Annotated in this window: 22 protein-coding genes and 2 tRNA genes; 10 read left to right on the top strand and 14 right to left on the bottom strand. The window is 71.0% G+C overall.

What is annotated here, in order from left to right; translation table 11 throughout:
* Window positions 1-151 precede the first annotated feature (151 nt).
* The 4 genes from ACFOYY_RS01315 to ACFOYY_RS01330 are packed head-to-tail and all read right to left on the bottom strand — an operon-like array spanning window position 152 to window position 4777.
* Window positions 152-1726, bottom strand: a complete 1575-nt coding sequence (locus ACFOYY_RS01315; RefSeq protein WP_386186985.1) for a beta-N-acetylhexosaminidase — start codon at window positions 1724-1726, stop codon at window positions 152-154.
* On the bottom strand, window positions 1723-2562 hold the full coding sequence (locus ACFOYY_RS01320) for a carbohydrate ABC transporter permease (protein ID WP_362773804.1): 840 nt from the start codon (window positions 2560-2562) through the stop codon (window positions 1723-1725). The genes ACFOYY_RS01315 and ACFOYY_RS01320 overlap by 4 nt, the downstream gene beginning before the upstream one ends.
* A complete protein-coding gene (locus ACFOYY_RS01325) occupies window positions 2559-3518 on the bottom strand; it encodes a carbohydrate ABC transporter permease (RefSeq protein ID WP_386186989.1) in 960 nt (319 codons plus the stop codon). Before ACFOYY_RS01325 ends, ACFOYY_RS01320 begins: the two co-directional genes overlap by 4 nt.
* Window positions 3515-4777, bottom strand: coding sequence for an extracellular solute-binding protein (locus ACFOYY_RS01330; RefSeq protein ID WP_352010477.1), 1263 nt, complete (start codon window positions 4775-4777; stop codon window positions 3515-3517). Before ACFOYY_RS01330 ends, ACFOYY_RS01325 begins: the two co-directional genes overlap by 4 nt.
* Before the next feature lie 156 nt (window positions 4778-4933).
* On the opposite strand from ACFOYY_RS01330, the gene ACFOYY_RS01335 reads away from it, so the two are divergent.
* The 3 genes from ACFOYY_RS01335 to ACFOYY_RS01345 all read left to right on the top strand — a co-directional run bounded on the left by ACFOYY_RS01335 (window position 4934) and on the right by ACFOYY_RS01345 (window position 7512).
* Window positions 4934-5740: an IclR family transcriptional regulator gene (locus ACFOYY_RS01335; protein ID WP_352010476.1), complete on the top strand. Its 807-nt coding sequence runs from the start codon at window positions 4934-4936 to the stop codon at window positions 5738-5740.
* 104 nt (window positions 5741-5844) lie between these two features.
* Window positions 5845-6789 (top strand): sugar kinase, encoded by a 945-nt coding sequence (locus ACFOYY_RS01340; RefSeq protein ID WP_386186994.1) that lies wholly within the window; start codon window positions 5845-5847, stop codon window positions 6787-6789.
* Window positions 6790-6873: 84 nt separating this feature from the next.
* Window positions 6874-7512 carry a maleylpyruvate isomerase N-terminal domain-containing protein gene (locus tag ACFOYY_RS01345; RefSeq protein ID WP_352010474.1) on the top strand — a complete coding sequence of 213 codons (639 nt, stop codon included), beginning with the start codon at window positions 6874-6876 and terminating at the stop codon, window positions 7510-7512.
* Window positions 7513-7664: 152 nt separating this feature from the next.
* On the opposite strand, the gene bla is transcribed toward ACFOYY_RS01345, so the two are convergent.
* Window positions 7665-8642 carry a class A beta-lactamase gene (bla, locus tag ACFOYY_RS01350; RefSeq protein WP_386186997.1) on the bottom strand — a complete coding sequence of 326 codons (978 nt, stop codon included), beginning with the start codon at window positions 8640-8642 and terminating at the stop codon, window positions 7665-7667.
* 80 nt (window positions 8643-8722) lie between these two features.
* Window positions 8723-10531 carry a glycoside hydrolase family 15 protein gene (locus tag ACFOYY_RS01355; RefSeq protein WP_386187000.1) on the bottom strand — a complete coding sequence of 603 codons (1809 nt, stop codon included), beginning with the start codon at window positions 10529-10531 and terminating at the stop codon, window positions 8723-8725.
* Between the two features lie 261 nt (window positions 10532-10792).
* Here ACFOYY_RS01355 and ACFOYY_RS01360 point away from each other — a divergent pair, with 261 nt between their 5' ends.
* The 3 genes from ACFOYY_RS01360 to ACFOYY_RS01370 all read left to right on the top strand — a co-directional run bounded on the left by ACFOYY_RS01360 (window position 10793) and on the right by ACFOYY_RS01370 (window position 14272).
* A complete protein-coding gene (locus tag ACFOYY_RS01360; protein ID WP_352010471.1) occupies window positions 10793-11524 on the top strand; it encodes a hypothetical protein in 732 nt (243 codons plus the stop codon).
* A 2-nt stretch (window positions 11525-11526) separates the two neighbouring features.
* Complete coding sequence (locus ACFOYY_RS01365; RefSeq protein WP_362773817.1) at window positions 11527-13674, top strand: hypothetical protein; 2148 nt, start codon at window positions 11527-11529, stop codon at window positions 13672-13674.
* Window positions 13675-13819: 145 nt separating this feature from the next.
* Window positions 13820-14272 (top strand): pyridoxamine 5'-phosphate oxidase family protein, encoded by a 453-nt coding sequence (locus ACFOYY_RS01370; RefSeq protein WP_352010469.1) that lies wholly within the window; start codon window positions 13820-13822, stop codon window positions 14270-14272.
* A gap of 121 nt (window positions 14273-14393) precedes the next feature.
* Here the strand turns inward: ACFOYY_RS01370 and ACFOYY_RS01375 are convergent, their stop codons facing one another.
* The 5 genes from ACFOYY_RS01375 to ACFOYY_RS01395 all read right to left on the bottom strand — a co-directional run bounded on the left by ACFOYY_RS01375 (window position 14394) and on the right by ACFOYY_RS01395 (window position 17460).
* Window positions 14394-14846, bottom strand: a complete 453-nt coding sequence (locus ACFOYY_RS01375; protein ID WP_386187005.1) for a DUF5946 family protein — start codon at window positions 14844-14846, stop codon at window positions 14394-14396.
* Window positions 14843-15223, bottom strand: a complete 381-nt coding sequence (locus tag ACFOYY_RS01380) for a hypothetical protein (RefSeq protein ID WP_386187008.1) — start codon at window positions 15221-15223, stop codon at window positions 14843-14845. The genes ACFOYY_RS01375 and ACFOYY_RS01380 overlap by 4 nt, the downstream gene beginning before the upstream one ends.
* Before the next feature lie 312 nt (window positions 15224-15535).
* Window positions 15536-15609: transfer RNA gene (locus ACFOYY_RS01385), tRNA-Lys, on the bottom strand.
* Window positions 15610-15730: 121 nt separating this feature from the next.
* Window positions 15731-16492, bottom strand: coding sequence for a nuclease-related domain-containing protein (locus ACFOYY_RS01390; RefSeq protein ID WP_386187011.1), 762 nt, complete (start codon window positions 16490-16492; stop codon window positions 15731-15733).
* 158 nt (window positions 16493-16650) lie between these two features.
* Complete coding sequence (locus tag ACFOYY_RS01395) at window positions 16651-17460, bottom strand: SDR family NAD(P)-dependent oxidoreductase (RefSeq protein ID WP_352010465.1); 810 nt, start codon at window positions 17458-17460, stop codon at window positions 16651-16653.
* Window positions 17461-17575: 115 nt separating this feature from the next.
* On the opposite strand from ACFOYY_RS01395, the gene ACFOYY_RS01400 reads away from it, so the two are divergent.
* From ACFOYY_RS01400 to ACFOYY_RS01410, 3 genes are all read left to right on the top strand, one after another.
* A complete protein-coding gene (locus tag ACFOYY_RS01400; protein ID WP_362773831.1) occupies window positions 17576-18229 on the top strand; it encodes a TetR/AcrR family transcriptional regulator in 654 nt (217 codons plus the stop codon).
* 9 nt (window positions 18230-18238) lie between these two features.
* Entirely contained in the window at window positions 18239-18829 is a 591-nt protein-coding gene (locus tag ACFOYY_RS01405; protein ID WP_352010463.1) for a GNAT family N-acetyltransferase, read from the top strand.
* Between the two features lie 231 nt (window positions 18830-19060).
* Window positions 19061-19143: transfer RNA gene (locus tag ACFOYY_RS01410), tRNA-OTHER, on the top strand.
* A gap of 3 nt (window positions 19144-19146) precedes the next feature.
* Here ACFOYY_RS01410 and ACFOYY_RS01415 read toward each other — a convergent pair.
* Window positions 19147-19728: a TetR/AcrR family transcriptional regulator gene (locus ACFOYY_RS01415; RefSeq protein WP_352010462.1), complete on the bottom strand. Its 582-nt coding sequence runs from the start codon at window positions 19726-19728 to the stop codon at window positions 19147-19149.
* Between the two features lie 89 nt (window positions 19729-19817).
* Here ACFOYY_RS01415 and ACFOYY_RS01420 point away from each other — a divergent pair, with 89 nt between their 5' ends.
* Window positions 19818-20951, top strand: coding sequence for an FAD-dependent monooxygenase (locus ACFOYY_RS01420; protein ID WP_386187018.1), 1134 nt, complete (start codon window positions 19818-19820; stop codon window positions 20949-20951).
* On the opposite strand, the gene ACFOYY_RS01425 is transcribed toward ACFOYY_RS01420, so the two are convergent.
* Together ACFOYY_RS01425 and ACFOYY_RS01430 are read right to left on the bottom strand one after the other, a co-directional pair.
* Window positions 20948-21796 (bottom strand): DMT family transporter, encoded by an 849-nt coding sequence (locus ACFOYY_RS01425; RefSeq protein WP_386187021.1) that lies wholly within the window; start codon window positions 21794-21796, stop codon window positions 20948-20950. The genes ACFOYY_RS01420 and ACFOYY_RS01425 overlap by 4 nt on opposite strands.
* Window positions 21797-22065: 269 nt before the next feature.
* A complete protein-coding gene (locus tag ACFOYY_RS01430) occupies window positions 22066-22425 on the bottom strand; it encodes a VOC family protein (protein ID WP_352010459.1) in 360 nt (119 codons plus the stop codon).
* Window positions 22426-22512 lie beyond the last annotated feature (87 nt).

Below are 22512 nucleotides of genomic sequence, written 5' to 3' on the forward strand. Positions count from 1 at the left end.
ATTTTGGCGCGTCAGGCGTGCCGAGCGACAGTTATCCCCCTCACCGACGGTAAACGCCCAGTACAGGGCTCATAGGACGGGCGCCCCGCCCCCTCGCGCAGGCGCCTGCGCGTGACGAAAGAGGGCGGGGCGCGTGACGGACAGGAAAGCGTTACGGGTGGGCGGGCCCCTCGCCGACGCCGAACCCGGCGATCACCGCCTCACGGTCGGCCCTGCTCATCGGCCAGCCGGGCGCGTCGGGGCGGCTCTGCCACGGTTTCGGCCCCTCCTTCGGCCGGTACTCGACCCCCAGCGCGTCGAGCCTGGCCGTGTGGACCTCCAGCCGCCCGGCGAACTCCTCGTACGGCGTGCGCTCCGCCGCCCACACGACCTCGGCGAACGCGCACAGCCTGGGGAAGACCATGTAGTCGACGGCCCTGGCGTCCTCCATGTGCTCGGTCCAGACGTTGCACTGGGCGCCGATCACCAGGGGGCGGTCCCGCTCGTCCATGTCGGCGGGGACGGGGTCGAAGGCGTGGACGTCCCGCAGGGTGAGCGGCGGCCCGATCGGGATGGGCTCATCGGGCGACTCCGACTGCCGATAATCCAGATAGACCGACATGTCAGGACAGGCGACCACCCGGTGACCGGCCCGCGCCGCCACCGTCGTCGCCTTGGGCCCGCGCCAGGCCGCCACCGTCGTCCCCGGCGTCGCACCGCCCTCCAGGATCTCGTCCCACGCGTACGGCGTGCGCCCGGCGGCGGCGACGTGCTCCGCGACGGCCCCGATGAAGACGGCGCGCGCGGCCGGGTCCCCCGGGCACTCGTCCCCGCCGATGCCGATGTGGGAGGAGGGGAAGAGCTCCATGACCTCGTCCAGGACGTCACGGCAGAACTCCAGGGCCGCCGGCGAGGTGAGGTCGAGGATGTCCTCGGAGACCCCCCATCCGGTACGGACCTCAGTGGGCCGCAGCCCCAGTTCCGGATAGGCCGCGACGACGGCCTGGGTGTGGCCGGGCAGGTCGATCTCGGGGACGACGGTGACGAACCTCTCGGCCGCGTAGGCGACGATCTCCCGCACGTCGTCGGCGGTGTAGAAGCCGCCGTGCGGGCGTCCGACGACGGTCTCGTGCTGGCGGGAGCCGAGCATGCTCGCCGGGCGCCAGCCGCCGACCGAGGTCAGGCGGGGATACTTGGCGATCTCAAGACGCCACCCCTGGTCGTCGGTCAGGTGCAGGTGGAGCACGTTCAGCCGGTGCAGGGCCAGCAGGTCGACGAAGCGCAGCAGGTCGGCCTTGGGCATGAAGTGCCTGGCGACGTCCAGCATGCAGCCGCGCCAGCCGTACGCCGGACGGTCCTCGATCTCGACGGCGGGGGCGGTCATCGGCGCGCCCGCGACGGGGGCGCGCCGCAGCGCGGCGGGCGGCAGCAGCTGCCGGAACACCTGGGCGCCGTTGAAGACCCCCGCCGCGTCGCCCCCGGTGATCCACACGCCGGAGGAGGTGACCCGCAGCCGGTACGCCTCGGCCCCCAGGTCCGGGTCGAGGGCCAGGGTGAGGCGCCCCTGCTCGGGCCCCTGCGGCGGCAGCAGCGCGCAGCCGGTCGGCGGGCCGAGCGTGGCGCGCAGCCAGGCGGCGACCGACGCCAGCTCCCGAGGGGCGTCGAGCGCGGTCTCCGGGACCAGGGTGAAGGCACCCGGGCCCGGCCTGACCGTGGACGGTCGCGGAAGCAGGCCGTGGGCGTTCAATCCTTCACCGCCCCGCCGAGCCCGGCCACCAGTCTGCGCTGGACGGCCACGAAGAAGATCAGCACGGGAATTGTCATCAGCGTCGAGGCCGCCATGATTCCCCCCCAGTCGTTCTCGTCGGGTTTGAAGAAGACCAGCAGGGCCGCGGGCAGGGTCTGGTTGCCCGTGGCCGAGATGATGAAGGTCCTGGCGAAGACGAAGTCGTTCCAGGCCGCGATGAAGGAGAACACACTGGTCGCCACCAGACCCGGCGCGACCAGCGGGAACAGGATGCGCCACAGCACGACGGGCCTGCTCGCCCCGTCGATCATCGCGGCCTCCTCAAGAGACTCGGGGACCGCGGCGACGAAGCCCCGCATCATCCAGACCGCGAACGGCAGGCTGAAGGCCAGGTGTACCAGGACGAGCGAGCCCAGTGTGTTGAGGCCGACACCGGGCACCGCCGTACCCAGGTCGCGGATCAGGAAGAACAGCGGGATGGTCAGCGCCTCGACGGGCACCATCTGCGCGATCAGGAACATGATCAGCACCGTGGTGCGGAACCTGAAGCGGAACCGGGTCACCGCGACGGCGGCCAGGAAGGCCACCACGCCGGAGAGCACGACGACGGACATGGCGACGACGAGACTGTTGAGGAAGTAGCGGCCGAAGTTCTCCCCGTCGAGCACCCGCTGGAAGTTCTCCAGGGTCGGCGCCAGGGTCCACGGACGCACCTGGAGCGACTGGATCTCCCCCGCCGGCTTCACCGCGGACAGGACCATCCAGTAGATCGGGAAGAAGGTGACGAACGCCGCGACCACCGCCACGACGTTGGCGACCAGGCGGGACCTGCTCACAGCTTCTCCCCGTTGCGGTGGATGGCGCGGATGTAGAACAGGGTGACCACCAGCAGGATCAGCGTCATGACCACGCCGATCGCCGAGCCGAGGCCGTACTCGGAGGAGCCGAAGGCCGTCTGGTAGGCGTAGACGTTGAGCACCGAGTTCTGGCCCGCGATGCCGCCCCCGTTGGTCATCACGTAGATCTGCGTGAAGATCTTGAAGTCCCAGATGATCGACTGGATGACGACGATCGTGATCAACGGCCGCAGCATCGGCACGATGATCCGCCAGAAGGACTGCCAGACCGAGGCTCCGTCGAGTGAGGCCGCTTCGAGCACCGAGCCGGGGATGGCCTGGATGCCCGCGTAGAGGGTCACCATGACGAAGGGGAAGGAGTGCCAGACCACGGTGACGCCGACGACGCCGAAGGTGATCCACCGGTCGTAGAACCAGTTGAAGCCCTCGATGCCGAGGACCTGGTTGACCAGCCCCAGGTCGGCGTCGAACAGGAACATCCAGACGGTCGAGCCGGTCATCGCGGGCGCCGCCCACGCGGCCATCGCGGCCAGCGAGAGCAGCAGCCGGGGCACCCTGCCCGCCCTGGTGAGCACCACGGCCAGCGCCGCGCCGACCGCGAGCGTCGAGACCACCAGCGCCGCGGCGAACACCAGCGTCTGCCCGAGCACCGACCAGAAACGGCCGTCGGCGGCCAGGATGGCGTAGTTGCCCAGCCCCACGAACCGGGTCGGCTGCCCACCGCTGACCTGGGCCTGCCGGTAGTCGAAGACCGACAGCAGGCCGAGCATGTAGAGCGGGTAGCCGAACAGCGGCACCAGCACCGCGGCGGACGGCAGCAGGTAGAGCCACGGCCGCAGGCGGCCACCCCCGCGGGCCCGGAGTCCCGGGCCCGCGGGTACCTTCGGCGTCTTGGACGCCCCCGGTGCCACGGTCGCGGTGGTCGCCGAGGTCATGACCGGCCGAAGGCGGTCTTCACCGCCGCCGCGGCCTCGTCGGTCGCCTGCTCGACGGTGGCCTGCTTGGTGGCGATCTTCTGGAGCATGGTCGGGATGACCTTCTGGTTGTCGATCTTCACCCAGGCCGGGTCGATCGGCACGAAACGGGTGCCCGCGGCGACGGTGTCGAGGAACGGCTTGAGGAAGGAGTCCTTGGCCGCCAGTTCGTCACGCGCCGAGGTCAGGGTGGGCAGGTTGCCCATGGCCTCGTACATCTTGGTCTGGTAGGTCTTGCCGCCGAGCAGCTGCAGGAACTTCACCGCCAGCGTGCGGTGCCGGCTGTTCTTCATGACGCCGAGGTTGTTGCCGCCGGAGAAGGCCGGGGCGGGGGTGCCCGCCTTCGAGCCGGGCAGCGGGATCACGGCGTACTTGCCCGCCGCGGCGCCCGCGTCGACCGCGGCGCGGTTGAAGTTGCCGAGGATGCCCATGGCCGCCTTGCCGCTGGCGAACAGCTCGACGGTCTTGCCGCCGGTCAGGCTCGCGCAGGCCTGCGGCGGGCAGACGTCGTCGCTGAGCAGGTCGGTGTAGGCCTTGACGCCCGCGCGGGACTCGGGGCCTGCGAGGTTCTCGATGTCGCCACCGGCGTCCCAGACGAACGGCATGGCGCCGAAGGTGTACTCGCCGCCGACGGCGATGCCGTACAGGTCCGGCTTCTTCTTGCGGATCTCGCGGGCGGTCTCGGTCAGCTCGCCCAGGGTGGCCGGGGGCTTGAGGCCCAGCTCCTCGAAGACGTCGGTGCGGTAGTAGAGGGCGCGGATGCCGATGTACCACGGCAGGCCGTAGACCTTGCCGTCCACGGTCGCGGACTTCAGCAGGTCGGCGCCGACGTCCTTGCCCTCGGACCAGGCCGACAGGTCGGGGCCCAGGTCGGAGAAGCCGCCGGCGGCGGCGTACTCGGCCAGGTCGGTGTTGCCGTACTCGGCGACGTCGGGCGCGCTCGCCGGGTCGTTGAAGGCGCCCTTGAACTTCTCGTGTCTGGCGGGGGTCGTCGGGATGTAGGCGACCTCGACCTTCACGCCCGCGTTGGCGGCGGTGAACTCCTTGATCGCCTCACCGACGACCTTCTCCTTGGGGGCGCGGTTGGGCTCGTCGAACAGCCACACCCTCAGGGTCCCGGACTTCTCGTCACCCCCGCTCGCGGCCGGGGCGGTCGACGGCGCGCACGCGGCCAGGGCCAGCAGGGCCACACCCGCGGCGGCCCAGTTCAGGATCTTCACAGGTCTCTCCTCCCGTTGGCGGCAGACCCTAAGAAGGGGGCGCCTGTCACCGGAAGGGGGGAATGTCCTTTGTTCTGCACTGCAGAACCTTGTGTCGCAAACTGGAAAGAAGACTTCCAATTCCCATAGTTTGTGGTTCGTGCCCGACTCAGCCTGATGACCACACGTGAGGGCGTGATGAACGAACCTGCGCCGGAACGCAACCAGTCAGCCTCGCTGCGGCGAGCCCTGGCGGTACTGGAACACGTCCGTGACCACGCGGGGGCGGGCCAGGGACTCTCACTCACCCGGCTCGCCGAGGCCACCGGCCTGTCCAAGAGCACCGTGCTCCGGCTGACCCTCCCGCTCATCGAGACCAGGCTGCTCGACCGGGACCGCAAGACCGGCGCCTACCGGCTCGGGCACGGCTCGCTCCACCTGGGCCAGGCCTACCTGTCCACGCTCGACCTGCGGACCGTCGCCGCCGAGGAGTCGCACCGGCTGATGACCGAGGTCAAGGAGACCGTCCACCTCGTGGTCTACGACCCTCCCGAGGTGGTCTACATCGACAAGGTCGAGAACGAGGCCACCGTGCGGATGGCCTCGCGGATCGGCAGCAGGGCTCCCGTCTACCGCACCGCCGTCGGCAAGGCCATCCTCGCCTGGCAGCAGGACGAGGACGTCGAACGGGTCGTGGCCGCCGGGATGCCGCGGATGACCCGCCACACCATCGTGGACGCCGACCGCCTGCGCACCGAACTCGGCCGCATCCGGCAGCGGGGCTACGCCGTCGACGACCGCGAGAACGAGCCCGAGGTGCGCTGCGTCGCGGCGCCGATCTTCAACCACGCCGACAGCGTGACCTCGGCCATCTCCATCTCCGGGCTCACCTCAAGGATCACCGCCGTCCGGGTTCGCGATCTGGGACCGTTGGTCGCGGAGACGGCGCTGCGCATCTCCAGGAAGCTGGGATCGACCCGCTGACCGTTCACAGACGGGGCCCGGCGTCGGGGGGGGACGCCGGGCCCGTGGAGGCAGGGGACCGCCTCCACCCGCATGTCCGACGAGACCAAAAGGACCAACCTTTGATGATCGACCTGGTGACGCTCGGGGAGAGCATGGCGCTGTTCACCGCACGCCGTACCGGGCTGCTCCGGCACGCCCGCGACTTCGGCCTCGGTGTGGGTGGCGCCGAGTCGAACCTGGCGATCGGCGTCAGTCGCATGGGCCGCCGCGCAGCCTGGTTCGGCCGGGTGGGAGCCGACGAGTTCGGAGAGCTGCTGCGCTCGACACTGGCCGGCGAGGGGGTGGACGTCCGGGGAATGATCGTCGACCCCGAGGCGCCGACGGGCCTGATGGTCAAGAGCAGGCGGACCGCCGAACTGGTCGACGTGCGCTACTACCGCTCGGGCAGCGCCGGGTCCCGGCTCCGCCCTGGCGACCTCGACCTGCCGACGTTGCGCTCCGCCCGGGTGCTGCACGTCACCGGCATCACCCTCGCGATCTCCGCCTCCGCCGCCGAGACCGTGCGCGCCGCGGTCGCCGAGGCCCGCGCCGCCGGGGTGACGGTCTCGCTCGACGTCAACTACCGCCGCGCCCTGTGGAGCCCCGCCGAGGCCTCGGCCGCCCTGCGGGACGTCGTGGCCTCCACCGACGTCCTGTTCGCCACCGAGGCCGAGGGCGGCCTCCTCGCCGAGGGCGACGACCCGGTCCGCCTGGCCAAGTCCCTGTCCGCCCTCGGCCCCCGCCACGTGCTCGTCAAACGCGGCGCGCTCGGCGCCGTCGAACTGTCCGACGGGGTGCTGCGGCACGCCGAGCCGTACCGGGTGACCGAGCTTGACCCGGTCGGGGCGGGCGACGCCTTCGCCGCGGCCTGGCTCGCCGAGACCATGGAGGAGGCCGACCCGGAACGGCGCCTGGCCACCGCCTGCGCGGCCGGGGCGTTCGCGGTCACCTCGGAGGGCGACTGGGAGAGCCTCCCCCGCCGCCACGACCTCTCCCTGCTCTCCCCCTCGGACGCCGTCAGCCGCTGACCGTCCGAGGCGCCCGCCCCCTGACCCGCCGACGGTTCCGTGGGACGCTTGGCACGCGAACAAGATCCGATCTGGAGGACGTGAATGAGCGGCATCAGAGACGACTTCCTGTCCGCGGCGCGTTCCGCCGCCGCCCTGCTGCGTGACCCCGCGGTCACCGCGGCGTGGGAGGAGCCGAGCGCGCTGCCGGAGTTCGGCGTCGGTGCCCTGGCCGGGCACATGGTCAACCAGATCCTGCTCGTCCCCCGGCTCCTTGAGGACCCCGTGCCCGAGGAGCCGGTCGTCTCCCTCGTCGATCACTACGGCCGCTCCCTGTGGGTGGACGCCGGCCTCGACGACGAGGTGAACGTCACCATCCGCCTGGGCGGTGAGCAGATCGCGGCCGAGGGCCCGCGGGCGCTGGCGGAACACGTCGACTCGGTCGTCGAGGAGCTGGCCGTACGGCTGCCCTCCGCACCGGAGCGGCCGGTGCGCTTCCCGTGGTGGGGGCCGTGGTCGCTGACGTTCGACGACGCCCTGGTCACCAGGACGGTCGAACTGGTCGTCCACTCCGACGACCTGGCGGTCAGCGTGGGCGTCCCGACGCCGCCGCTGCCGGAGAGCGTCGTGGACAGGGTGATCGTCCTGCTGTCCAAGGTGGCCGCGCGACGGCACGGCCCGACCGCCGTCCTGCGCGCCCTCAGCCGCGCCGAACGCGCCCCGTCGAACATCACCGCCTTCTGACACCTGTCCTGTCCAGGAGGGGCTTCCCAGGCCCTTCCCGGCGCCTTCTCAGGCCGCCTTCCCGGGCGTCTCCTGGCGCCTTCCGGGCTCTTCCCGGGCACCTGTCCGGGCGCCTCCCAGGTGCCCTGTCCGGTGCCCGGGTACGGCGCCGGTCACCGGGACGCGGGGAGCCTGCCGAGGGCGCGGGCGAGGACGGTGGCGGTCTCGGCGACGACCTTCTCCTCGTACGGCGCGCCGGAGGCACGCCGGGTGGTGTAGACGGCCATGACCAGGGGCGCGGCCGACCCGGAGGGGCGGACGACGGCGATGTCGTTGGCGGCGCCGTAGGCGGCGCCGGAGCCGGTCTTGTCCCCGACGACCCAGCTCTTGGGCAGCCCGGCGCGGATGCGTGCCCCACCGGTCCTGTTCGCCCGCAGCCAGCCCTCCAGCCTCGCCCTGTCCTCGGCGACGAGCGCGTCCCCGAGGACGACCGCCCGCAGGTCACCCGCCACGGCCGCCGGAGTGGTGGTGTCCCTTCTCTCGCCGGGGCTCCAGTCGTTGAGCTCGCTCTCCCAGCGGTCCAGGCGGGAGACCGGGTCTCCCAGCGCGCGGAGGTATCCCGTCAGCCCGGCCGGGCCGCCGATCCGCCTCAGCAGCAGGTTGCCCGCCGTGTTGTCGCTGCGGGTGACGGCCGCCTCGCACAGCTCCGCGACGGTCAGCCCGTCCCTCACGTGCTTCTCGGTGACCGGGGAGTTCGGCTTCAGGTCACCGCGCCGCCAGTGGACGACGCGCTCCATCAGCCCGGGACTCGTGGTGCGGGCCTTGTGCAGTACGGCCGCCGCCGCCAGCGCCTTGAAGGTGGACAGCAACGGGAAGCGTTCGCCGGCCCGGTAGGCGATCGTCCTTCCGGTGCCCGTGTCGAGGGCGTAGGCGCCGATACGGCCCCCGAAGGACCTCTCCAGCGCGCGCAGTCTCCGGTGGGCGTCGGCCTCGGCGGACGGGCGTGCCACCGAGGCACCCACCAGGTGGCCGCCGGCGGTGACCTGGCCGTACGCGGCACTCGGGCCGTACGGGAGGGTACCGGCCAGGAACGCGAGCACGGGGGCGGTCGTCCTCAGGGCCGCGGCGAGGCGGCGGGGGCGGTTGCGCATTCCTCATTCTCACCCCCGCCCGGCCCCCGGGCCCGGCACGGGGCGGAGCCCTCCAGGTGACGACGGCGTGTCGCCCCGGGTCATCCCTCCGCGCGTCGTACGGCCTCCGCGGCGTTGATCAGACCGATGTGGCTGAAGGCCTGGGGGAAGTTGCCGATGGGCTCCCCGGTCACCGAGTCGACCTCCTCGGCGAGCAGACCGACGTCGTTGGCGTACGACGCCGCGGTCTCGAACGTCCGCCTGGCCGGGCCGCTCCTGCCCGCCATGGCCTGGGCGTGGGCCAGCCAGAACGTGCACAGCAGGAACGTGCCCTCGTCCCCGGGCAGCCCGTCGGCCGCCTGGTAGCGGCGCACCAGGCCGTGCCCGTCGGTCAGCCGTGTGGCGACGGCGTCGACGGTCGCGCACACCCTGGGGTCGTCACCGGGCAGGAAGCCGACCATGGGCAGCATGAGCGCGGCGGCGTCCAGGTCCCGTGAACCGAAGGCCTGGGTGAAGGCACCCACCTCCGGGTTCCAGCCGTGCGTCAGGATCGCCTCACGGATGCGCTCCCCGGTCTCCTTCCAGGCGGCGACGCGTTCGTCCGCCCCCAGGAGCGGGGCCAGGGACACGGCCCTGTCCATGGCGACCCAGCACATCAGCTTGGAGTGCAGGTAGTGCCGCTCGGGGCCGCGCACCTCCCACAGCCCCTGGTCGGGCTCCTGCCAGCGGCGGGCCGCCGTCTCCGCGACGCCGACGAGGAAGGCGCGGGTCAGCGGGTCGGGCCGGTGCGCGTTCCTGTGGAGCAGACCGGCCGCGTCGAGCAGTTCGCCGTAGACGTCGATCTGGCGCTGCCGCCAGGCGTCGTTGCCGACCCGCACCGGGGCGCTGCCGCGCCAGCCGGTCAGGTGGGGCAGCGACCGTTCGCTCAGGTCGCGTTCGCCGCCGACGCCGTACATGATCTGCAGGTCGGCGCCCTGGTCAAGCTGGGTGGCCGAGGCGCGGGCGAGGAAGGTGAAGAACTCCGCCTCCTCGACGTCGCACGTCGCGGTCGCCAGCGCCTGGAGGGTGAAGCTGGTGTCACGGACCCAGGTGTAGCGGTAGTCCCAGTTACGCTCCCCGCCGATGCTCTCCGGCAGGGAGGTGGTCGCCGCGGCGACGATGGCGCCGGTCGGGGCGAAGGTCAGGGCGCGCAGCACCCGCCCGCTCCGGTCCACCTCCCGCTCCCACGGCCCCCGGTAGCCCAGGTGCGTGTCCGACCAGGAGCGCCATCCGGCGACGGTGTCCGTGATACGGCGGTGGATCCGCTCCTGACTCCTGCGCGGCGGGTCCGGCGCCCAGCCCGAACTGGCCTGCAGCGCCATGCCCAGGCGCTCGCCCGCCTCAAGCGTCACGGTGCCGTGCGCGGTCGAACCGCTCACCCGCAGCGGCACCGGGACCGACAGCGTCAGGACGTTCGCGCCGCCCCGCGCGACCAGGCCGCCGGGCACGGACTCCATCAACGGCTGGACGAGCCCGAACTCGGGGCGGGGCGCGTACTCCACCTCAAGCGTCATCCGTCCCTCGACGCACGTCGCCTCGCGCAGCAGCAGGCCCGGCGACCCGGTGCCCAGCGCGTGCCCGCGCTCCCCCTGGCCGAGGGCGAGCGCGTCGCGCAGGACCACGGTCCCGTCCCGGCCGCGGAAGGTGGTCTCAAGCACCAGGCTGTGTTCCAGGTATCCCCGCTCGACCCCGACGGGGCAGGCGGGCCGTACGGACCAGTGTCCCGCGTCCTCGTCGAGGAGCCTGGCGAAGAGGGCCGGGCTGTCGAACCGGGGCAGGCACAGCCAGTCGATCGAGCCGTCCGAGGTGACGAGGGCCGCCGAACGGCAGTCGGACAGCATGGCGTGGTCACTGATCGGTCGTGTGCTCAAGGACGTGCACCTCGCCAACCGCCGGTGAGGATCATGGGTCACGCATCCCGGGCCCGGCACACCCCATTTGCCCCAAACTCCCCTTTTCCTGGATATACCCCCAGGTAGAGAGGCCAAGCCGTACCGGCGACCGGCCTGCCCCGTACGAACCAAGCCGGGTGCCCTGTCCGCTTCAGGACAGGAGGATGTCTGATTTACGACAACACACCTGGCGGTTCCCCTGCATCGTTGGCAGAGCCGAGGCCCCACAGGAGGTTCGCCATGGAGAAGTACGGCGCGCTGCTCACCGTCGACGCCGAGAAGTTCAGCAGACACCGGGACGTCGACCTGCCCCACCTCCACATGGAGATCCGCCGCGCCCTCTCCGCCGCCTGTACGGCCTGCGGCCTGGCCGAGACCTGGGAGTCCGCCCGGTTCAAGGAGAGCACAGGGGACGGAATCCTCGCCGTCCTGCCCGGTGAGGCGATCCCCACGCTCGTCGATCCCTTCCCCGCCCGGCTCCAGGAGGCCCTGGCCGCCGCCGCGCCGGAGCTGCGGGCCAGAGGGCTGAGGTTACGGCTGCGCGCCGCCCTGCACGCGGGCCTCGTGGACGACGAACGGGAGGAGGCCCCCGGCGTCTCGGCCGCCACCGTCACCGTCTGCCGTCTCTGCGACAGCGAACCCCTCCGGGACGCCATCGGGGGGAGCGACCCCGACGTCACCTTCGCCGCGTTCCTGCTGTCGGACCAGGTCTTCCGCGACTACGTCGCCGGAGGCCGTACGGCGTTGCGGGAGAGCCAGTTCACGGAGGTCCGGGTCCGGATGGACGACAAACAGTTCTCCGAGACCGCCTATCTGCGCGTTCCCGTACCGTCCGCCGTCGCCGCGCCGCTCCCCGAGACCGGTGTTCCCGCCCGGAACGACGGAACCTCGATCAGCGGGGTGACGATCAACGGGCGGGGATCAAGAAACGCCTTCGGCAACACGGTGAACGGCGACTTCAGGATGGGCTGAGCATGACCACGATCGAGGACGTCACGATCACCGGGGACGGCTCCCAGAACGTCTTCGGGAACACCGTCGCGCGGGACCTCATCCTCAACCAGCTCACCATCGTGCGGGGCCGTCCCGCGATGGTGCTGTCCGAGGACGAGGTCGCCGAACGGGTCAGGGCCTACATCCCCGCCTTCAACCACGGCCGGATCGTCGAGATCCTCGCGGCGGACCACGTCATCGCGCTGGCGGGCCCGGAGGGGGCGGGCGTGGTCACCACGGCCATCGCGGCGCTGCGGCGGCTGCACCCGGCCCTGCGCATCCGGTTCTTCTCCACCGGGGAGGACGACGTCGAGGAGGCCGCCGCGGCGTCCACGCCCTGCGGATACCTGATCCGCGCCCGCGACGAGGAGCCCTCGCGGCTGCGGTCCTTCCTGGCCGCGGTGCGCGCGTCGAACGCGTTCGCCGTCGTCGTCGGCACGGCGGCCGAACAGCGGCACCTCACCGAGTTCCTGACCTCGGTCACCGTCGAACCACCGCCCGCCAACGCCGTCTACCGCAGCCACCTCGCCCGCCGGGGTCTGTTCGACTCCCCCTGGCAGGACTGGTCCGGAGGGACACGGCTGCTGTGGGGCGCCTCCCCCGGCGACGCCGCCCGCCTGGCCAGGATCGTCTACGAGGTGAGCCGCAGGGGCGGCGACGAGCACGAGGTCGAACGCGCCTACCTCGGCTGGGCCGAGGAGCTGCGCAAGTGGTTCGGCTCCCACCCCGGCCTGCTGGACCAGACCCTGATGATCGCCGCGGCGACGATCACCCCCGCCGACGAGACCCAGGTGTACGGCGCCGCGTCGTCCCTGGCCAGGCACCTGGAGATCACCCTGGCGGGGGGCGGCCTCGCCTGGACCCCGACCACCGGCCTGAGCGAACTGCTCGACGCCGAACGCGACGAGGACCAGATCGTCTTCCGCCGATACGGCTACGCCGAGTCGCTCCTGCCCCACGTCTTCGCCGAGTACCCCCTGGCCAGGATGGAGCTGCTCTCCTGGCTTGCCAAACTGCCGACCGACACCGTCCTCGCGCTGGAAAGAACGCTCGGCCACCGGCTCGTCAGGACGTTCGCCGACCTCGCGGCCAGATACAACAAGTACGAGAAGATCACCCAGATGGCGCGGGCCTGGGCCACCGGATCGGCCGCCGACCTGGCCTACATCGCGCTCACCCAGACCTGCCTGCACCCCCTCGTCGGCGGCCGGGTGCGGACCAAGCTCTACGAGTGGTCGCGGGAACGCCAGGCCCCCCAGAGCCTGAAGCTCACCGTCGTGCAGGTCTGCGAGGTCCTCGGCCAGACCCACCTGTCGATCGCCATGACCCGGCTCAAACACCTGGCGACCCACGGTGACGAGCGGGTCAGGCTTGAGGTCCTCGACGTGGCCCGCGCCCTGGCCGACCTCGACCCGGCGGCGGTCTTCTCCACGGCGCTGAAGTGGGCCGCGAGCACGGCCCAGGGCACCGGCGCGGACATGATCGGCAGGCTCGACGTCGCCATGCGTCTCCTGCTCGACCTGCTCCCCTCCTTCGGCGGCCCCGAACTCCGTCAGGTCCTGGAGACCGTCGACCACCTGGTCACGAACGGCACCCCCCAGCTCCGCTCCCGCCTGCTGGGATGGGCCAGGGAACTGGCCGCCGGCTACCCGGTCCACGTCCTCATCCTGGCGCTGTCCCTCACCAGGAACGACATCCCCTCCGTCCGGCAGCGGACGACCTTCGGCACCGATCTCTTCCTGACCCTGACCGTCTCCCTGGACTTCGAGGAGCACTCGTCGGTGCTGGAGATGTCCGGTCCCGTCGACCCGATGTCCTGCACCCTCGCCTGGCGGGCCGCCTTCGCCGCCACCCGGGAGTTCCCCCACTTCGGTGAGGCCCTGCGTGTCTGGCTGGACACCGCGGCCGCCCGCGAGGATCTGCGTACCGCTCTGGTCTCGGCTCTCACCGACGCCGCCCACCCCAGCCCGGCCTCCCGCCAGCTCCTGACGGACGTGGTCCGTTCCTGGGCCGCCGCGGGACCCGGCCGCCGTACGGTCAGGGAGGCGATCCTCACCCGCGTCCTGCTGCCCGAGTGGCGACGCTGGCTCCTGCTCGCCTGGGTACGGCTACGCCCCACGATCCTCTGACCGTCCTGTGCGGGCTGTCCCGTCGAGACCGTCTCAACGGGACCCCCTGTTCGTCAGGACCACTTCACCAGGCCTGTGCCGCCGGAGCTTTTCGTCGGGGCTTTTGCCGGGGCTTTTTGTCGGGGGCGGCTGCCACACTGCGGGGATGGCGACATGGCAACAGTTCGAGCGTGAGGCCGGTGAGCTGGCCTCGGTGGTGAGGGCCCGGTTCGAGGCGAGCAAGAGCCACGTGCTCGCGACCCTGCGCAGGGACGGCTCCCCCAGGGTGAGCGGCAGCGAGGTCGACTTCCAGGGGCCCGACCTGTCGTTCGGCTCGATGCTCGGCGCGGTCAAGGCCCTCGACCTGCGGCGCGACGGCCGGTGCGCGATCCACGCCCACCCGCACGACGACGGTGACGCCAAGGTCGCCGGGGTCGCGGTCGAGATCACCGATCCCGGCGAGAAGCTCGCCTACACCACGGGCGACGAGCCCCCCGGCGACTTCCACGCCTTCCGCCTCGACCTCCACGAGGCCGTCCTCACCTCGGTCGAAGGCGACGAACTCGTCATCCGCCTCTGGCGCCCCGGCCAACCGGTACGAACCATCCGCCGCAAATAGGGCCGTCAGGCGGCCAGGGCCTGTTTTATGGATCTTCACCACGGCGAGGATCCGCAAAGCAAGCCCTAAGGGGGATCGGAGGGGTCTCGGCCTTCATCGTTGGTGCAGGGCCGCCGCGTCATCAGGTGCTGAGAGAGCTCCAGCCGGTGATGCAGTCCTTTGCCCAGGCGGTGAGGCGTTCTGGAAAGCCTTCGGCGGGGAACGTGCCGTCCTGGGCAACGTCGTGGATGGTGACGCTGAAGGCTGTGGGCGGCGGGATGAGGGTGACCGGTGCACCGAAGACGGCTTCAGAGGGTCGGGTGTCGCGGTGGCTGTTGGCGCGGCGGGTGTTTTCGGTGAGCCGGGTGACGGCGGTGAGCCCTCCGTCGAGGTAGGTGTGCAGGATCGTCCAGGGACGGGTTGGAGCGGCCCCGAGCAGGCGGCTGGGATGTTGGAGCAGGAAACAGGACACCGTGACACCGTGCAGAGAACCCCAGGGTGGGAGCCGAGAGTGGTCGAGTGCGAGCACGATCTCGAAGAGTTCCTGACACGGGTGAGGCCGAGTGGGTGCTCCGCATTCGGGGCAGCGGGTCACGGGTACCTCCTGTTCTCACCGGGTGAGCGTAGGTGTTCGGCACACCTCTTGCCGGTCCTGGCCGAGGTCTGATCGACGAACGGCTGCCGACATCGGGCACATTGTTTGACTCTTGCGAACCCGTCGTCCAGGATCACCAGCTTCGCCAAGGTGAAAGCGGCTTGCGCCGACACGCTGGAGGACTCGTAGCGCAGCCGCCAGCGGCCCTTTTCCGGGACCAGGACCGCGGACCCTTGGGCCAGGTGTTCGTTGAGAACCTCGGTCACGGCGTGCTCATCGGGGAGCAGGGCCACCAGTTCGCCAAGCGACGAGACGGCCAGCGCCCGCTCAGCGTTGATCAGGACGTGGCTCCAGGCTTCACCTCGTCTGGCAGACATGCCCCTCCTGTATGACGAAGTCATCGATGTCAAGCAATGCGCTGCGAGGCTAGGGGCTCCCCTCGCCGGAAGGTCAAGCGAGCCGTCGGCGAGCAGCCGATCTCAGCCGACCTCGGGGATGTCGAGCAGGAGTCCGTGTCCAGACGAGAGCGGCCATAGGGCTGACGCGCGCCCCGAACAGGGGGCTGGGACATGAACGGGATCAGCGATGAGCGGTCATTCGCATGGAGCCGATGTGGGGGACTAACCACCCTGTAAAACGACACCGGCACGCCCACGATCGGAATCGTGAACGTGCCGGTGATCTCGCTGTGCGCCGCCAGGGACTCGAACCCCGGACCCGCTGATTAAGAGTCAGCTGCTCTAACCAACTGAGCTAGCGGCGCTTGAAGCCCTTGAAGGATAGCGCACTTCGGCCACAGGCCCGTAATCCGGCGGGAGTCAGTTCATCCCGCGCGACAAGCCGGGAAGTGCCGTCCGCGCTCTCACGGCTGACGGGGTGAGGCGTCAGTTCATCCTGCGCAGGACGCGGGCCGCGGTCCTGGCGAGCACCTCGACCTGCTCCGCGTCGAGATCCATGCGTGGCCCGGCCAGGATCCAGCGGGCGACCAGGCGCGGCTTGAGCAGGGTGAGCCCCTCGGCGCTGACCGTCCGCCTGAGTTCGCCGCCGTGTACGGCCAGCAGCGGCTCGATCGTCACGGGGATGTTCGTCTCGCGGGAGAGAACCTCGGCCAGGGAGTCGGCGGCCTTGACGAGCGCCTTGGCGACCGACGTGCCGTACTTCTCGCCGAGGAACAGCCGCTCGCCGTACTTGGCGATCTCGGTGTCCGGGGACCAGGCCTCGTTGTCGACCACCCAGACGCCGCCGGGCCCGATGACCAGGTGGTCGATCGAGGCCTCTCCGGGTACGGCCCGGCCGTCGAGGACGCGGTAACCGCGCCTGCGGAGGCTGCGGCGCAGCCGCCTTCCCGTGATGGTCTCGCCCCGGCGCCTGCCCCGCCAGACCGCGGTCGCCTCGTAGGAGCGCCAGGCCCAGAACAGGTCGCCCGCGCCGACCAGCAGTCCGCACACGAGCCCGAAGAAAGCGGGCGAGGGGATGTCGAACCGGTAGGCGATGACCAGCCCCACGGCCAGCCCTCCGGCGGCCTTGAGCCCGCGCATTTTCCAGCGCTGGTCCGCCTCCTTGCGCCAGAACTGCTCGTACATGACCTGGGGGGACAACCCGTGGACCGGGTCGTCGCTCGTCACGTAGATCGATCCGCCGGGCACAGCGAACTCCCGAGAGTCGAACGGTCAGGAAGACACGTGGATCTGCGGCGTTGAAGATCCTTGGTCATCAAATACCCGGCGGAGGGTTGGGGGCACCCCGGACCGTCCAAAGGTGATGGAACTAACACAAGCCGGATAGCCTTCGGGCCCCACCGGGGTCACGCCGTCTTCGCGGCGACGGGCGAGGAGGTCTCCACGACCTTCCTGGTGACCAGCCGTCCGATCAGGGCGGAAAGCCTGCGCGGCCGGTCGGGCACGATGTGGGCCATGAAGAGGTTGCCCACCCCCGGCACGACGTAGCCCCGGTCTCGGTCGAGCGCGCGCAGCGCGCCGCGGACCACCCGGTCCGGCGTCATCATGCGCGCTCCGATCGCCGCGGCCCTGGTGCCGATCACGTCGAAGAACGCGGTCTCCACCGGCCCCGGGGTGACGGCGAGCACCTTGACCCCCCGGCCCCTGTACTCACTCCACAGCGCCAGGCTGAAGTTGAGCACGAACGACTTGGACGCGCCGTAGGTCGCGAAGTAGGGCGCGACGTGGAAGCCCGCGGTCGATCCCACGTTGACGACGGCACCGCCACCGCGGGCGACCATGCCGGGGACGAACGCGTGGGTCAGGCCGACCAGGGACACGACGTTGACCATGAGTTCCTCGTGCTCGCGCTCTGCCGGGATCTCCTCGAAGCGACCCGCGGTGCCGAAGCCCGCGTTGTTGACCAGCAGGTCGACGGTCATCCCCCTGGCGGCGACCTCCTCGGCCACCCGTGAGGCGGCGTCGGGTGCGGCGAGGTCCTGGACGACGACCTCGGCCCGCACGCCGTGCGCCCCGCGCAGTTCCCCGGCCAGGCTCTCCAGCTTCTCCACCGAACGGGCGACGAGCACGAGGTCGTGTCCGCGCGCGGCGAGCTGACGGGCGAACTCGGCGCCGATCCCCGAGGAGGCGCCGGTCACGAGAGCGGTGCTGTTCATCGCGAAACTCCCTCAACTTGGTTTCCTGGGTCATAAAGGTAGCAGCTATGGAGTTATCCGCAACATATATGTTGCAGTTAACTTTCGAAATGGTGCGGTGATGTAGCCTCTGAGCATGGCAACGACAGGTCGACGGCTACGGGCTGACGCGGAGCGCAGCATCAGGACGATCCTGGAGGCGGCCGAGCGACTGCTCAGCGAGAACCCCGGCGCCACCATGGAACAGATCGCCGAGGCCGCCGGAGTCGCCAGGACCACCGTCCACCGGCGCTTCTCCAGCCGCGAGGCCCTCGTCGAGACCATGGCGACCTCCGCCTGGCAGGAGATCAGCGACGCCGTCGACGCGGCCAGGCCGTACACCGCGCCGCCGCTGGTCGCCATGCACCAGGCGACCGCCAACGTGGTCCAGATCAAGTCCGGCTGGCGCTTCGCCCTCGGCACCCTGCCCCCGCCCGGCGAGGAGGCCGCCCGCATCCACAACGAGGTGATGGCCAAGTGCGACGCGGTGTTCGCGCGCGCGCTCGAAGCCGGGCTGCTGCGCCCCGGCACCGACCCGCTCTGGGCCCGGCAGGTCTACCTCGCGCTGATCAGCGAGGCGGTGCACCACTCCCCCGCCGGCATGCGGGCTCAGGCCCCCGACGACCCCGACGCCCTCGCCGCCCTGATCATCGACACCCTCCTGTACGGCCTGGCACCCCGCAGGCCCGGTCCACCCGTCGCCCAGGACACGCAGGAAGTGGACCTTTCCGCAGGTCACGACCGGCCATAAGGTCGTCTCATGACCGCGACCATGCCGTCCCCCGTGACCCTCGAAGGTGAAGCCGTACGGCTCGAACCGCTGAGCGAGGCCCACGTCCCCGACCTGTTCCTCGCCGGAGGGGGCGACGACGAGGTGTGGCGCTGGCTCCCGGCCATCACCCCGCGCACCGAGATGGAACTGGCCGCGATCGTGACGCAGCTCGTCCACGACCGGCGCCACGTGCCGTTCGCGGTGATCCTCAAGGCGACCGGCCGCGCGGTCGGCTGGACCTCCTACATCGACACCCAGGGCTTCGACGAGAGCATCGAGATCGGCTGGACCTGGTACGGCAGGGCCGTGTGGCGCTCCGAGGTGAACACCGCCTGCAAGGTCCTGCTGCTCGACCACGCCTTCGGAGAGCTCGGCCTGAACCGCGTCCAGCTCAAGACCGACATCCTCAACCTCCGTTCGCAGGCGGCGATCCGCAGGCTCGGCGGCGTCCAGGAGGGGGTTCTGCGCCGCCACCGCCGCAGGCCCGACGGCTCCTGGCGTGACACCGCCTACTTCAGCATCCTGGACGACGAGTGGCCCGCGCACCGCAGCAGGTTGTGCTCCTTCGCGGTGAGGTGACCCGAAGACCGCACGGCCGGTCACTCGACGCGGCCCGGCCGCGACGCGTCACCGCGCGCGTACACACGGGCCGATCACGCCTTCCACAGCGTTGACGTGGAGCCGCATCTCACCGCGCGTACACACGGGCCGATCGTCCCGGCGGGGGAGGAATCCCACGTCCCGGTACGCCGGGAAAAACCGGGTGAATCCCCGCCGGGGCCCTCGCTACCCTCCTTGTACGGCACACACGCCTGCATGGCTCAGTCGGTGAGAGCGCCGCACTCATAACGCGCCCCTTTGACGGGTCCCAGGTTCGAGTCCTGGTGCAGGTACCTTCACCCGCCGCCCTCGCCGGGCAGCATTCCCCGTAGCAGTTCGGCGAGGCCGAGGCGGAGGTCGTCGAGGGTCGGCTCGCTTCCCGCTCCGGCGACGGTGTCGAACATCAGGCCCTCCCCGAACGCGACGACCTGGCGGCCGTGCCGTACCGGGTCGGGGGACCCGGCGGCGGCGAGGACCGCGACGGCCGGGTCGCGGAAACGGCTGCCCGCCCGGTCGTAGACCTCACGCAGTTCGGGACGCCGGGTGGCCTCCAGGGCGAGTTCGTATCGGGCGATCGTCCGGTGGCGGCCCGCGGTGAGCTGCTCCCACAGCGTCCTGGCGGCCAGCTCGACGAGTGTCTCGGGCGAGCCGGGACCGGCGGCGTCGAGGAGGGCGGCGAAGGTGGCGGCCTCCAGCTCGGTGAGCCGTTCCAGGGTCAGTTCGAGCAGCGCGAGGCGGGTACGGGCGAGGTTGGAGGTCGACCCCGGCGGCAACCCCGCCTCCTCGTCGACCGCCCGGTGGGTCAGGCCGCGCATCCCACGTTCGGCCAGCAGGGCGATGGCGGTCTCCGCGATCAACTCGGCGCGTTGGGACTTCACCATCCAATACTACGGTTGTAGTTACCCCGGGAAGAGGAGTAACCTTCACTACGCCTGTAGTGACTACATCTGTAGTGAAGGAGTGCGACGTGGCGCGCGCTGTGGTGATCGGAGCGGGGATCGGCGGCCTGACGGCGGCGGCGGCGCTCCAGGGGCGGGGCTGGGACGTGACGGTGTGCGAGCGCGCGCCCGCCCTCGAACCGGTCGGTTCCGGGCTCGCGGTCGCGGCGAACGCCCTGCGCGCGCTGGACACGATCGGCGTCGGCGACACGGTCCGCGGCCTGTCGGCGGTCAGGGGTGAGCTGGGCCTGCGGCGCCCCGACGGAAGCTGGCTGGCGCGCACGACCGAGGAGGAGGCCTCGGCGCGCTACGGCGACTCCGTGGTGCTGCTGCGCCGCGCGGATCTCGTCGGCGCGCTGCACGCCGCCCTCGCCCCCGGCACCCTACGGCTGGGCACCACGGTCCTGGCGGCCGATCCCGGCGGGGAGGTGCGCACCGAGGCGGAGACACTGCGCGCGGACCTGGTGGTCGCCGCGGACGGCGTCTCCTCCCCCATCAGGGCCACGCTGTTCCCCGGCCACCCGGCACCGCGCTACGCCGGGGTCACCAGCTGGCGGGTGCTGGTGCCGGGCGGCGGGGCCGTCCAGGCCTCGGAGACCTGGGGCGCGGGCAGGGTCTTCGGGGTGATGCCGCTGGCGGGCGGGCTGACCTACTGCTACGCGACCGACACGGTCCCCGCCGGCACCGGCGACGGCGACCAGCGCGCCGAGCTGCTGCGCCTGTTCGGCCGCTGGCACTCCCCGATCCCCGAACTGCTCGCCGCCGCCGAGCCCGGGGACGTGCTCAGGAACGACGTGTACCACCTGACGGCCCCGCTGCCCGCGATGCACCGGGGCAGGATCGCGCTGATCGGCGACGCCGCCCACCCGATGACCCCCAACCTCGGCCAGGGGGCCTGCCAGGCGATCGAGGACGCCGTCGTGCTGGCCCACGTCGTGAGCACGGGCGGGGATCTGGCCGCCTACACCTCGGCGAGGCTGGCGCGGACCGCGCGCATCACCGCCAGGTCCGCCTCGATCTGCCGGGCCACCCGGCTGCGCGGGCCGCTGGCCGTACGGCTGCGCGACACCGCGACGGCGCTCACCTGGCGGTTCGCCTCCGGGCGGATGACCGCCGCGATGGACGACGTTCTCGGGTGGCGGCCCCCGCACGACCAGGGCTAGGAGGAGACCGTCGCGGGTTCGCGCACGGCCGTACGGCTGCCGCCGTGGTCGGGGGAGAGCCGCCCCAGGGTGACGGTCCCCCAGATGAGCACCGCGGCGGCCAGCAGGGCGGGGATCACGTTGGCCGCCCCGGTCGGCATGGGCTCCTTCAGCAGGATGGCCCCGGCGAGGATCGAGGTGATCGGGTCGACGACCTGGACCGCGGCGTAGGCGATGCCGAAGTAACCCACCTCGTAGGACTTCTGCAGCAGCACCACGGCGCAGACGAGCAGCACCGGGATCGCCACGGTGAACCAGGTCAGCAACCTGCTCAGATCACCTTCGAGACCGCCGCCGACCACCCGCACGAAGGTGGAGACGCTGGCGGTGACCGCCCCCGCCCCGACCGAGAGCAACAGCGCCTTGAGCGATCCGTTGGCCTTGCGCGCGGTCAGGTGGGTGACCAGCACGATCAGCCCGACGCAGGCGAGGAAGCCGAACGCCTGGCCGTTGGTCATGTGGGGTGTCCCGGCGTGCGCGGGGACCAGCAGCATCAGGCCGAGCAGTCCGACGGCGACCGCGATCGACCCGAGGATCTCCTGCCTGCGCGGGCGCCTGCCGTGCAGCACCGCCGCCAGCGGCACCGCGAAGACCAGCGTCGCCACGCTGATCGGCTGCACCACGACCAGCGGCGCGAGGCTCAGCGCGACCGCGTGCAGGCAGGCGCCGGTGAAACCGATCACTCCGCCGAGCCACCAGCGGGGCCGTCTCATCAGCTTGAGCGAGGCCCCTTCCGAGACCGCCTCGAACTGCTGGAGCGCCGCTCCGAGGGCGTAGCCGAGCGCGCCGATCAGAGCGATCGACATACCGACCCAGGTCATCGCCACCCGCCGGAAGCGACCAGACATGAGTAAAGAAGCGATTCTTGGGTCATCCCGCAAGCTTAAAGCGCGCCAAGGGCGGGTAAGGGGCCTCTCTCGTGCGCCAAGAGCGATTTTGGCCACAAAAATCCGCCCTAGTCAGCTTTTCTGCGGATTTTTTCGTTCCTGCACCGCCTTGTCCCCGCCCCTCCGGTACGGCGCCCGCCCCGGCCCCTCCCCCGCGAAGGCTCCGGAGCGGACCGCCCACCGGACACCTACTGCTGAGGCGGGCAGACGCAGAACAGGTGGCCCTCCGGGTCGGCCAGGACGACCCAGTGCCCTCCCGGCTGGAAGTCCGGCCTGGTCGCCCCGAGCTCCAGGTAGTCCTTGACGGCCTGTTCCACGTCGGGGACCCGTACGTCCAGATGGAACTGCTTGTCCGGACCCGGCCAGACGGCGGGCGTGCGGTCGGGGTTGCGCTGGAAGTAGATGGTCATCGTGCCGTCGCCGACGGCGGCGTAGTCGTCCTCGGCGTACTGGACCTCGCAACCGAAGACCGCCGCGTAGAACTCCGCGAGCTTCCTGGGCTCCGCGCAGTCGATGTTCACGGCGATGAGCTGAGCGATCGTTGTCATGCAGCCCATCGTCACGCCCATACCTGTCAGCTCATGTCAGGATTGCGAAATCCTTTCCCGAACGCGCCGTTCCGCCCTCGGGCTACA

It is taken from the genome of Streptosporangium jomthongense, assembly GCF_042650425.1.
GTDB lineage: Bacteria > Actinomycetota > Actinomycetes > Streptosporangiales > Streptosporangiaceae > Streptosporangium.